Source organism: Sphingomonas oligophenolica, assembly GCF_039522915.1.
Taxonomy (GTDB): domain Bacteria; phylum Pseudomonadota; class Alphaproteobacteria; order Sphingomonadales; family Sphingomonadaceae; genus Sphingomonas; species Sphingomonas oligophenolica.
Genome location: NZ_BAAAEH010000047.1, coordinates 302,898 through 315,592, shown reverse-complemented (window position 1 = coordinate 315,592; position 12,695 = coordinate 302,898). Strand labels below are relative to the sequence as shown.

8 protein-coding genes are annotated in these 12,695 nt (G+C 62.7%); 3 read left to right on the top strand and 5 right to left on the bottom strand.

All coding sequences use genetic code 11. The features are described from left to right. Positions 1-28: 28 nt before the first annotated feature. Positions 29-1,624: an alpha-N-arabinofuranosidase gene (locus ABD050_RS22845; protein ID WP_343891827.1), complete on the top strand. Its 1,596-nt coding sequence runs from the start codon at positions 29-31 to the stop codon at positions 1,622-1,624. 183 nt (positions 1,625-1,807) lie between these two features. Beyond that, positions 1,808-2,548, top strand: a complete 741-nt coding sequence (locus ABD050_RS22840) for a FadR/GntR family transcriptional regulator (RefSeq protein WP_343891945.1) — start codon at positions 1,808-1,810, stop codon at positions 2,546-2,548. 9 nt (positions 2,549-2,557) lie between these two features. Here the strand turns inward: ABD050_RS22840 and ABD050_RS22835 are convergent, their stop codons facing one another. The 5 genes from ABD050_RS22835 to ABD050_RS22815 all read right to left on the bottom strand — a co-directional run bounded on the left by ABD050_RS22835 (position 2,558) and on the right by ABD050_RS22815 (position 9,420). After that, the gene (locus ABD050_RS22835) at positions 2,558-4,456 is read right to left on the bottom strand and encodes an NPCBM/NEW2 domain-containing protein (RefSeq protein ID WP_343891826.1); all 1,899 of its coding nucleotides are present in this window, start codon (positions 4,454-4,456) and stop codon (positions 2,558-2,560) included. Between the two features lie 37 nt (positions 4,457-4,493). Further along, the gene (locus ABD050_RS22830; RefSeq protein ID WP_343891825.1) at positions 4,494-6,035 is read right to left on the bottom strand and encodes a glycoside hydrolase family 43 protein; all 1,542 of its coding nucleotides are present in this window, start codon (positions 6,033-6,035) and stop codon (positions 4,494-4,496) included. Positions 6,036-6,089: 54 nt separating this feature from the next. Then, positions 6,090-7,163, bottom strand: a complete 1,074-nt coding sequence (locus ABD050_RS22825; protein ID WP_343891824.1) for an alpha/beta hydrolase — start codon at positions 7,161-7,163, stop codon at positions 6,090-6,092. A gap of 533 nt (positions 7,164-7,696) precedes the next feature. Next, positions 7,697-8,731 carry a cupin-like domain-containing protein gene (locus ABD050_RS22820; RefSeq protein WP_343891823.1) on the bottom strand — a complete coding sequence of 345 codons (1,035 nt, stop codon included), beginning with the start codon at positions 8,729-8,731 and terminating at the stop codon, positions 7,697-7,699. A 2-nt stretch (positions 8,732-8,733) separates the two neighbouring features. After that, positions 8,734-9,420 (bottom strand): SapC family protein, encoded by a 687-nt coding sequence (locus ABD050_RS22815; protein ID WP_343891822.1) that lies wholly within the window; start codon positions 9,418-9,420, stop codon positions 8,734-8,736. A 327-nt stretch (positions 9,421-9,747) separates the two neighbouring features. Between ABD050_RS22815 and ABD050_RS22810 the strand changes: the two genes are divergently transcribed. Next, positions 9,748-12,672, top strand: a complete 2,925-nt coding sequence (locus tag ABD050_RS22810; RefSeq protein ID WP_343891821.1) for a TonB-dependent receptor — start codon at positions 9,748-9,750, stop codon at positions 12,670-12,672. Positions 12,673-12,695: the final 23 nt, after the last annotated feature.

The following is a 12,695-nucleotide window of genomic DNA, read 5'->3' as shown; positions in this document are numbered from 1 at the left end:
CACGACATTTCCGCAACGGAGAGAATTGATGCAGAAACCCGGACGTTCCTTCGCCGCAGCCACGCTGCTCCTGCTGGCATCGACAGTCTCGGCATTCGCGCAATCGAACGCCGATGCTCCCATTCCCCTCACGGTGGAAGCAACCAAAGGGGGCAGCAAGATTGATCGCAACATCTTCGGCCAGTTCGCCGAGCATCTGGGCACCGGCATCTATGGCGGCGTGTGGGTGGGCAAGGATTCGTCAATCCCCAACGTCCGCGGCATCCGCAAGGACATCGTCGCAGCCTTGCGCGCGATCCGGGTGCCCGATGTGCGCTGGCCGGGTGGCTGCTTCGCTGACGAATATCACTGGCGCCAGGGGATCGGTCCGGCCGCAAACCGGGCCAGCAGTGTCAACACCAATTGGGGCGGCGCAGGCGAACCGAACACGTTCGGCACCGACGAGTTCATGGATTTTGTCGATCAGATCGGCGCTGAAGCCTATGTCTCGGTCAATGTCGGCTCGGGCACGGTACAGGAGGCAGCTGACTGGCTGGCCTATATGACCGCCGACGCCTCCACCAGCGCCGGCAAGGAGCGGGCCGCCAACGGGCATCCGGCGCCCTACAAGGTCAAATATCTCGGATTGGGCAACGAAAGCTGGGGCTGCGGCGGCTCCATGACGCCCGAGCATTATGTCGATGTGATGAAGCCGTTTGCCCGCTTCACGCACAACTTCAATCCGAAGCAGACCGGCGCTGACGCCATGCAGCGGATCGCGGTCGGACCGAATGGCGACGACACCTCCTACACCGAAGCGGTGATGAAGGCGTACAAGGGGCATGACTGGGCGTGGAGCCTCGAGGGACTTTCCCTTCACAGCTACACGACCGGCGGCTGGCCCCCTTCCTACCCAAGCACGGGCTTCGACGAGGCCGCCTATGCGAAGCTCGTCAAGGAGACGCTCGGGATGGAAGGCCTGATCGCCAGGCATTCGGCGATCATGGACAAATATGATCCCGAGAAGAAAGTGCCGCTCGTGGTCGACGAATGGGGCGTGTGGCTTGCCCCCACGCCGGGCACCAATCCCGGCTTCCTGCAGCAGCAGAATTCGATGCGCGACGCCATCATTGCCGCACTCAACATCAACATCTTCGCGCGCCACGCCGATCGCGTACGGATGACCAATATCGCCCAGATGATCAATGTGCTGCAGGCGATGATCCTGACCGACAAGGAGAAGATGGTCCTCACCCCGACCTATCACGTCTTCAAGATGTACCTGCCGTTCCAGGATGCGACCTTCGTGCCGGTAACCTTCGACGCCGGCACCTATGCTGAGGGCGGCATCCAGCTTCCGCGCGTCGACGCGATCGCGGCACGCGACACCAGCGGCAGATTGTGGATGGCGATCACCAACCTCGACCCGAAGCGGCCGGCAAGCGTGAGGGCGTCGTTCGCCGGCATCCGGGTGCACCGGGCGCAGGGCGAGGTTTTGACCGCGGCGCGGATCGACAGCGTGAACAGCTTCGACAAGCCCGATACGGTGTCGCCAAAGCCCTATTCGGCAAGCGCAAGCAGCGGTGGCGGGGTGACGCTGGACCTCCCGGCAAAATCGATCGTGGTGGTGCAGATCGAATCCTGATCCGATTGCAGGATGAAGTGGCGCGACTTGAAATCGCCGACCCTCGACAGCGCAAGTCCAGCCTTGATTGATCGGGCATCGAGGGTTCAGGGATGAATCGTTTGGCGTTGCCTGGCATCGTTTCGCCAATGAGGCAGGGCTGGTGAGCAGGAGGCGGATTGGATGCCGATCGACAAGGAGGGTATGACGGCGTCCGGAGAGGCTCTCGTGGAAGCCCTGACTCAGGCGCCGAAAGGGTCAGGTCGGCGATTGCGGGGCGCGGTTGCGCATTATCTGGGTACTGCCATCGTGTCCGGGCAGATCGCGCCGGGGGAAATCCTCACCGGCGAAGTCGAGAATGCCGAAGCGCTCGATGTTTCGCGTGGCGCCTATCGCGAGGCAGTCCAGGTTCTCACCGCAAAGGGCCTGGTCGAGAGCCGCCCCAAGGTGGGAACGCGGGTGCTGCCGCGAAGCCGCTGGAACATATTGGACCCGGCAGTGCTCGCCTGGGCTTTCTCGGGCGAGCCCGATCTCGACTTCGTCCGCGATCTTTTCGAATTGCGCGCCATCGTCGAGCCCGCCGCAGCCCGATTGGCGGCCGAGCGGCGCGAGAAGGGCGACATCAAGGAAATGAAGGATGCCCTGGCCAGAATGCGGCGTCATACGCTCGCAAACGAGCTGGGGCGCGCCGCGGACCGCGATTTTCACAATGCGATTTTGTGCGCAACCCACAATAGCGCGTTGATGGCCTTGTCCGCCAGTATCGTCGCGGCCGTCAGCTGGACGACGCAGTTCAAGCAGCGCGCACGCGCCTTGCCGCGTGACCCGGTGCCCGACCATGCGCGCGTGTGCGATGCGATCGTCGCCGGCGACCCTGAGATGGCGAGTGCCACGATGCGGACATTGGTCGATCTCGCGCTCGAAGACACGCGCACGGCGATGTGATGTCGGCCGCTACCGCTCCAGCGCGGCGTCGCCCCAGCTAACCGGATCCGGAAAACGTGTCGCGTCCGCGCTGCGCGCCACCAGTTCGAGCAGTTTCACGCCGCGCACCTCTGCAGACAGAGCGACCGGCGCCTCGCCGTACCGCATCGGCCGGGATTGGGCGAGGAGCTTGCCGTCGCCATAGACGGCGAAGGTCACCGGATGGCTCCGGTCTCGCGCTGAATCGTCGAGGCCAACCATGGAGCTGAATCGCGTAAAACCGGGATTGCGCACCTGAAGCCGCGAATTGGCCAGTACGCCCAATCCAGTGTCGAACCGGTGCCCCGATATCGCCAGCTCCTGGCCGAAGGGCGTGCTGTCGGCCTGCGCACCGCCCCACCCGCCATAGCGCGGGTGCTCGCCGGTGCCGCGCGTGCTCTGCCAGGGAAGGATTGCGCGGTGGATCAGTGGCTCGGCCTCCGGCACCACCACGCCGTCAACGGCCGGATTCACCCTACCCGGCATTTCGGAGAGAAAGAGCCCGTCCGCCAGCCTGCGCTTGCCGCTCGCCGAGAAGATCAGCGTCTCACGGGGCCCAAGCTGCAGCTTTTGTTCGCCGCGGAAACGAAGATGCGCGCCCGTCCACAGATCGGTCAGGTCGATATCGGCGTCGGCGAGCAGTTTGAGATGCGCTGCCGTGAGCACCGCAGCGACCGGCGCGGAGGTGCGGTTGAGGATCGCGACTGCTTTCCCGCCGCCGGCGAGCGTCTTCACCAGGATCGAGACGTCGCCCGAATCATAGGCCGGCACCGCCTGGTTACCGGCGGGATCCTGGTCGAGCGCGATGATCCGGTCATTGCCCAGGATATCGATCAGCGACCTGGGCGCCTTGCGCAGATCATAGCCGATGAACAGCGGCGCATTGACCATTGCCCAGAGCGCGAAATGCGACCGCGCCTCGACGAGATGCTGCTCATCGAACTCCCCGGTGCCGATGAAGAGCATGTCGGGATCGTTCCACGAGCCCGGATGAGCATAAAGCGGGCGCCGGATCACGCTGTCGAGATTGTGGAGCATGCGGCTCCAGTTGGGCGAGATATCCTCGCTGCTCCGCGAGATATTGCCCACGTCCTTCGCCCAGGACCGGACATCGGCCGCGCCCCAGATGCAGATCGAGAAGATATAGTCATTATCCGGATTGTAGCGATCGAGCGCCCGCCCGACCTCCGTATAGAGGTCCCGGACGGCGGCCACGTCAGTGCGCCCGAGCGAATCGACGTCGACCAGCGGCGTGAATGCCCGATATTGCCCAGACTGAACCTTGGGATCGCTCGCGGGCAATCCACGGATGCCGCAGCCATCGACCTTGATCAGGTCGAAACCCCAATCAGCAAAATAGAGGCGGATGTCCTGGTCGACATGACCGAACAAACCCACCTCGCGTTCCGCGACGCTCCCTTCGGGCTGGTTGGGAAAGGTCGACGTAAAGACCTGGCCACAACTGTTGCGGCCGATGTCGGAATAGATTCCCGCCTTCAGGCCCATTGCGTGCAGCCGATCGGTGAGCGGACGAAAACTCGTGCTGCCATCCGGCATCGCCGCCGACGGGAACGTCGCCGTCCGGATCATCATCCGGCCATCGGGCTGGTGACGCTTCAGCCACCAGCCGTCATCGATATCGACATAGCGATAGCCCTTCGCCGCGAGACCGGAATCGACGATGACCCGGGCCGAGGCGAGCAGCTTCTCCTCGTCGATGTCGCTGGTGAAGGCATTCCAGCTGTTCCAGCCCATCGGCGGCAGCGTTGCGCTACCGTGCGTATTGGCGCTCCATAGCCCGGTGGGCGCAAGCGCATCGGCGCTGGCCGCGACCGGCGTCATCGCCAGGGCCGTTGCCGGCAACGCCCATAGCCGGCCAGTCCGCTTCATCGTTGGCTCCCCGCTTTATTGACTGTCAGGTCGAGCCTCATGGCAGTGCTGCCAGGGTGAAGGAATCGACATCGAGATAGCCCGCGCTCGGCCGCGGGTTGTAACAGGAAAGGGCATATTGCTCGCCTTGGAAGGTGCCGGTCCGCCAGGCGAAGGCGAGCGGGAAGCTGCCGCCGAGTGCCTGCCAGTGCCGACCATCGACGCTGTAGGAGAGGACTGCACGATCGCTGGTGAAATCGGTATCGACGCCGATCCACAAACGGGACCCGGCAATCGCCTGATGGGCGACCCGCACATCGATCTTCGGGCCAGCCTCGGTGCTCTCGATCACCGACATGGCGAGATAGGGCTCGCCCGTCGCCGCCCGGCTGGCGGCGATTGTCGCGCTATACTGGCCCAATGTCCCGAAACCGCAGCGATCGCCCGGCCGGACATGCGTGATGTCGAGCTTGACCACCGCGCGGCTCTTCGGGCCCTGCGCCTTTTGAGTCAGGCTGTTGCGCGCCGACCAGAAATCCGGCGCGACGGTCGGCCGCAGCCGCAGATATCCAGGGCGGGCCCGGAGCGACCAGCGGCTGTTGTCGGGATTATGGTTCCATTGCCATTGCAGGCCGAGGGTCGGTCGCGCGAAGGTGTCGGAGGTCGCCGGCTCGGCGAAGGCGAAACCGGCGATCGGCTTGGGCGCGCGATCGGGCACGCGGCCGGGCGACTCCGCCGTTCCCCATACGGGCCAGTCGTCCTGCCAGGAGACCGGGCTGAGATTGGTCATCCGCCCGATCGAACCGGAATCGGCCATGACAAAGCCGAACCACCGTCCATCGGGCAGATCGACCAGAGCGCCCTGATGGCCGCCGGTCTTGTCGTCGATCTGGTTGCGTGTCTCCCACGGCCCGAACAGGCTGCGCGCACGCGAGACGGTGAGGCCGAGGCGCGGCGGAATCGCGTTGAAGATATAATACCAGCCGTCCCGCTTGATGATCTTCGAGCCCTCGGCGCCTTTGATATAGTGAATCTTGCGCGAGGCGGTGACTGCGCTGAAATTCTTGTCGAGCGTCAACAGCGTGATCGTCCCGTCCGAAGTCGCCGAGGTCGCGATATAGCCGGTGCCGTCATCGTCGATGAAGAAGCCGGGATCGAACGCTTCGCGATCGAGCTGGTGATATTTCCAGGGGCCGCGCGGATCGCGCGCGTAATAGACCCGGGTTTTCAGGCCCACCGGCGTCACGACGATGTAGAACATCCCGCGATAATGCCGCAGGCTTGCTGCGTAGAGCCCCTTGCGGTACGCGCTGCCGCCCTTGAGGTCGTAATGCTCGCTTCCCTCGAGCCGCCCGACGACGTGCGCATAGAGCTGCCAGTTCACCAGATCCTTCGAGTGGAGGATGGTGATGCCGGGCACGTTCACAAAGGTGGTGGTGGCGAAATAATAATCACCGCCGACCCGGATGATGTCGGGATCGGGATAATCGGCATAGAGCACCGGGTTGCGGAATGTCCCGTCCCCCTGGTCGGATCGCCAGACTTGAGTCGGTGCGGCGCCGGCCACTGACGCCGCCAGCAGGAACGCACCGATCCGCACGCCAGTTCTCACCGGCTCACGACCGTCTGCTGCCAGGATCCGGCCACGCGGTGATCACCGGTGCGCGCCGAACACCAGGTTTTGGCTGAAGAACGGCATCACATAATTCTGGAACCGAGTCGCGACCGCGCTCGTATGCGTGCCGGAATAGATTTCGAAGCTGTTGGCGATGCGATATGTATCGAGCACCTCATGCAGCTTCTTCGCATCGAAGCGGAGCCCGTCCTGGTCGCCGACATCGATCGAGATCGCTCGGTAGCGTCGCAGATTGCCGATATATTGGTCGACAAAGGCAAGCGGCGCATTGGCTGCCCACTTCGCCAGCACATCAGGCTGAACCGCGCCGTTTCGGGTCGGCAAATCGAGATAGAGCGGCGGGTTCAGGGGATCCGGAGACCAGGCTGCGGCGGTCGCCAGCTGCGCGCGCTGTCCCCAGGAAAGCTTGGTGGCTTCATCAAGCGATTTCACGCCTTCCAGCTCGGCACCGGCCTTGGCGTCGAACTGGCCCGGCTCCCTCGGCGAGAGGCAACAGGGGCTCATGATATAAAGCGCGCCGAACACGTCCGCATGCTTCATCCCGATGCGACTGGCGCCGTATCCGCCCATCGAGTGTCCGACCAGGCCGCGGCTCTTGCGATCAGCGATGGAACGGTAGTGCGCGTCGATATAGGCGACGAGGTCGCGGGACACGAACGTCTCGAAGTCGCCGGTCGTGGCGGAACTCGAATACATCGAGCCGTTATGAATCGTCTTGCTGTCGGGCAGCACGACGATCATCTCTTTCGCACCGTTGGCGAACGCGCCTTCGATCGTCTGGGGAACATGGATTTCGCGGATCCATTGCTCCGCACCGATCGAATAGCCGTGCAGGGCGTAGACGACCGGATAACGGCGATGCGGGCTTTTCGCATAGCTTGGCGGCAGCACGACGAGAACGTCACGATCAGCGCTTTCGCCCTCGAGATTGCCCTCGATCGCCGGCGAATGAACCTTGATCCGTTCGATCGTCACCGGCTTGGCGCCCATGACGGGATCCGGCACGCTGGTCGCGACCTGAGCTGTCGCCGGGATGGCGCCGGCAAGCGCGAACAGGGCGAATGCCACACCCATCGCATGAACTGCCTTCATTCCGACGTCCTCCCTGCCGCGCTTCGCGCGTCTTCCGTTCTTGCCATATTTGTCGGGGTATTTTCTCTCATAGTCAATCTGGGCTCTGATCACGGGCACCCGTTTTTCGGCTGTCTGTGGCGGCTAAAGAGCAGCGGGGAGCATCGCCCACTCCTGCGTGCAGCGCGATTATCGCCCGGACAGCCTGGATTTGCTTCTGTGGCGGGGCAGGACGTGGAGGCAATATAGACTGAGTATAAGGGCGGTGATACCTTCCATGAAAATGCTTCGACTCGCCGATTTTCCGGCGAGGAGCGCCTTCACCAAAGCGGTGCTGACCATCCACATCGCCCCGGCCGCTTCAGTGGCGAGCAGCAGGGCAGTCGTGTCAGGCCGTATCGGGAGCGACTCGGTAGCGCTACCATCTGCCCGGAGGTGAATGGCGAGATAATTGCCGGCGCTCGGCCCCCGCCTTGCGGTTCCGCTGATTTCGACATCGATCATCGAATATCCGGCGCCACCGCCACACTGGCCATTTGCGGTGAAGGTTCAGATCAGCCGCCGCGGAGGAGCTGCATGACGAGCGCGCGGATCCGGCCGTAATTGCCGCTGCGGAGCGGGCCCAGGATACCATGCCGGTCCTCCGGCAGATGCGCCAGCGGGTGGCCTTCGGGTCGAAAGACATAATGGTTGAATAAGGACTGCCACGCGGCTCGCTCGGCGGCTGGGCGATCAGCGATCGCGATCATCGCAAGCAACATCGTGGTGTAGGGCGCATCCGGGCCGATGCTGGAGGCATCCCACCAGTAATTGACCAGAATGTTGAACGGTTCTGTCGCTTCGACCTGATGCCACCAGAGCTTGGGCAGGTAGAGTGCGTCGCCGGGCAAAAGGTCGGCCACGATACGGCGCGCGGCAGCAGCGGCGAAGCGCGGATAGCGCGGGTCATCCGGGTCTGCGCCGGCTGCGAGACTGATCGGCCGGCCTGACATGGTATAGTCGATCGGGCCGATATAAAGGTCCCCGATGGCATCGGGCGGATAGAGCGTGAACCGCCGCCGGCCCGCGATCACACATGCTATGTTGTCGAACGTATCATTGTGGCACGACACGATTGACGCATTGCCGATCCAGATTCGCGGACTGACTGACGACGGAAGTACGGCCACGCGATTCTCGCCGGAAAAGCCGGGCAGATAGATGTCAGTCTCCAGCGAGCCGATATAGACCGTGGGCGAGCCCGGTTGGGCGGCGCTTGCCAATATCCGGTCCAGCGCGCCGGGAAGGTCGATCTCGACCCGATCGAAATTGAAGCCGTCGAGACCTTCCGCGTAGGAATACCGCCCGCCGATCGACTGATCGCCGACGAAAGCTTCCGCCCGTCTGGCGTTGGCGAAACGCCCGAGATAGGTTCGCAGCGCCTCGGGCGAGATCCTGGCTGCGCGCACCGCCGGCCACTCGCTGAAGGCGCCGCGTATGATCACCGGCCGGCAGTGCTCAACGACCTCGCGGCGAAACCGTTCGCCGTCGCTCAGTACCCCGGCGTCGACTTCAGGGACCGCGGCTAGGCTTTCCGTCACGGCGCCCATGATCAGGCGGTCAGGCGCTCGTTGCGGCGCTGCGCCAGAATGGCGATCTGATTCAGCGAAAAGGTCATGCACAACGCCGCCTGCAGATAGCCGCTTCGGAAAAGCGCCAAGATATCGCTATCATCCAGATCATTGAGGTTGTCGCGGCTGACGGTGTAAAGTCCGTCGAGCGAAAGGCGCTCGCCGTCGTCAAACTGCAGGGAGATGTCGATCGGCTCGATCAGCTTGAGCCGAAGGAGCTCCCGGATGAAGCTTTGGGTCGCTTCGACGCCCCCGGCAAGCTGGCCAATGATACGCTGAACCTTGCGGAGTGCATTACTCGGCGTTCCATCTTCTTCGAATAATGCGACCGTCGCGCCGGCTCCGAATCGCGGATGCGCGGGATCGATCGCAATATTTTGTTCGGATGCGAAAAAGCCCTGGCGCTGGAGGTCAAGCGGCTGGAAGCAAGCCCTACCCGCCGCAGCTGACTCTACCAGCACCTCACCGGGCTGGAAGCCGAACAGGGCTGCTGCGTAGAAATCGCCGGTAGCCGAGTCCTTCGCGAAGAAAATCGGACAACTGCTTGCAGCTGCAGGGAATTCGCTGAGGACGACCATGACGAAATGCGGATGCGGCGCACCCGTGTCAATTCGCATCCGAAGATTCCCGTGCGATTCGACGTTCAGCAACTCGAGTTGTTCAGTCACATTGCCTCTCCCTGGGCGAAGGGTCTGCCTGCGCCTTGGCCTCGCGGCAAGTCTTTGGGGCGCCGTGAGCCCTCGCCACGATGCCACTGTGCGTTCCTTGCAACAGGCGGACCACAAGTTTCATTACCCTGACAAATTCCTCTTGATAGCGCTACCTTTGCGCGTTACCTGTAACTTGACCGGAGCGATAGAGTTCGGATTTTGGGAGGATGTTCGCGTACCCTGCGGGGTTCAGGCGTGCCCCAGATTCGTGAGCGCGGTCAAAGCGCAATGGGCAGGTGTGCGGGAGAAACCCGCATCCGCTCTGGAACGAACTGGAGGGGGTTTATGACTCGATTGACTCGATATGTGCAGGCCGGAAACCGCGTCGATGCAAGGAAGCTTTTGCTGACGGCCGCATCCGGCGCGATCGCGCTTGCGATTGTCACTCCCGCCGCGGCACAGGAAACCGCGCCAACCACCTCCGCTACCGATGGCAACCAGACGGAACAGGATGTCATCGTCACCGGCATCCGCGGATCGCTTCAGCGGAACCTGGACGTCAAGCGCGCATCACCTGGCATCGTCGATGCAATCTCCGCCGAAGATATCGGCAAATTTCCGGATTCGAACGTCGCTTCGGCTTTGCAGCGCCTGCCTGGCGTGTCGATCCAGCGCGTTGGCGCGCGCGGCGATGCGAATGGTGTCACCATCCGCGGTTTCGGCGGCGACTTCGTCGATACGCTGTACGACGGCCGTCACATCTCGACTGCGACCGGCAACCGCGGCGTCGACTTCACTACGGTGGGCTCTGATTTCGTCGGCCGGCTGAGCGTCTACAAGACGCCCGACGTCGAGCTCTCCACCAGCGCCATTGGCGGCACCATCGACGTATCGTTGCCCAAGCCCTTCGACCGCGACGGCTTGCACTTGGCGGCGACTGCCTCGGGTTCACTCCAGTCGCGCGCCAAGAATGTGACGGCGACGGGCGGCGCCCTGATTTCCGATACCTTTGCGGACAATACGATCGGCGTGCTGGCGGATGTCGCCTATTCTCGCCGCGACACCACATCGAACCGGGCGTTCATCCCCGGCTGGATCGGGGCCTATTTCGCACCGTGCCAGGCTAATGTGGCCGCGGCATCATGCACACCCACCGCCGATAATACGAGTGCCGCCTGGGCTGATCCCAATAACCGGGACACGGTCCTTACCTGGTTCCCGCAACAACAGGGCATCGAGCAGGACTATAACCGGGATGAACGCATTGACGGCCGCGTTGCACTCCAATGGCGTCCGACCGACACGATGACGCTAACGGTTGACGACAATTTCAGCCGCCAGACCCTGCACAGCACGGCGTACGGCTATGCCGCCTGGTTCAACGGCAGCGATCTTCGCAACGTGAAACATGATTCGAACGGGACGGTGGTTGATTTCAACCAGTTCGGCACACCGATGGATTTCAGCGCCAATGTGTCTCGCAACGTCTACGAGACCAATCAGCTCGGCGCCAATTTGAAGTGGGAAGTGCTCGAACACCTGACGTTCGAGCTGGACGGTGCGATCGCGCGCAGCACGCGCAATCCGGGCAAGAGCGGCTATGGCGACAGCATGGACATTGGATATGGCGGCACCAATGCCGGCAATACCACCGTCCTGGGCGCCAATACCGGCCTGACAATATTGGGGCCGAGCAGCAGCTTCCTGCCGCAGATCCACGACATCGGTCCGTCGGGGAATGTCTCGCGCTTCACTGATCAGACCGTGATCGGTTCGCACGTGATCGTTCGCGGCGCGAACTATAACACCGACCTCGTCAAGCAGGTGCGCGGCGCACTTGGCTGGGAAAAGGACGGCTTCAAGATCAAGCTCGGCGGTCAGTATATGGAGGACCGCCTGTATCAGGAGGCCACCAGCACCTTCTCCAACGGCGTGTTTGCCAGCCGTTCGGGCTATGGCACGCCATCGGGTCGTCCTGGCGGCCCCAACGGCGGCATCGCGCCGCTGCCCGGCAGCGTGTACCAGGGCACGATCGGCACCGCAGGCTGGATCCCTGGTTATTCGGGCAATCTGGGGCCGTCCATCATCGTGTACGACCCGTATCAGGTGTATAAGCTGCTCGAGGCCACGGGTGGCTCGGTTGCGCCGTCCTTCAATCCCGACAGCGTGCTGCAGGTCCAGGAGAAGACCTACGCCATCTTCTTCAAGACCAGCTTCGATACTGAAATCGCGGACATGCCCTTCCATTTGTCGGCGGGCCTGCGCGACGAGGGCACGCACGTAACCACCACGGCGATCGGGCGCCATCTGCTGGGTCTTTCGATCCCTGCGGGTGACCCGACGCTCATCCAGCCTGACCCGGCACTGGGACCGCTCCACGATGGCCGTTCGGCAGCTGTGCCGATCATCCGCTCGTCGAGCTACAATTTCCTGCTGCCAAGCATCGATGCGAAGCTGGAGCTTACGCCCAAGTTGATCTTCAGGCTCGATGCGTCACGGACGCTGACACGCCCGCAGCTCGCGGATCTCAAACCAGTCGTCAACGTCGGCACGCTGCGTGTCGGCAGCCTGTCGGCCAGCGGCGGCAACCCCGACTTGAAGCCGTACCTGTCCGACAATTTCGACGCTGCGCTCGAGTGGTATTATCAGCGCAACTCGTACTTCGCGGTGAACTTCTATCTGAAACACATCACCAACTTCATCGTTGGCGGGGTGACGCAGGGGCCGATCGACAATGTGATCGATCCGAGCACGGGCAAGATCGCCATCTTCAACATCAACGCAAAGGTCAACGGACCGGAAGCCACGGTGAAGGGTGTCGAAATCGCGCTGCAACATGTGTTCGGCGACAGCGGGTTCGGCTTCAACGCCAACGCCACCTTGCCGTCATCCAACCGTCCCTATGATCCCACCAACGTCAATGGCGGGTCGTTCTCGATCACGGGTCTCGCGAAGTCGGCGAACTTCGTCGGCTTCTATGACAAGCACGGCATCCAGATCCGCGGTGCCGTCAACTGGCGTGACACCTATCTGCTGCAGCTGGGTCAAGGCCAGGGCGGCACCTTTGGCGCCGAGCCTGTCTATGTGGATCGCCAGCTGCAAGTCGACGCGTCGGGGAGCTACGACATCACGAAGCAGATCACTATTTTCGGTGAAGTCACCAACATCAACAACTCCACCTACAGCACGCATGGTCGCTTCGATAACCAGGTGCTTGACGTCTACTCCTATGGTCGCCGCTTCACCTTCGGAGCGCGCTTCCACTATTGACCTTCGAACTGTCGGGGGCGCCT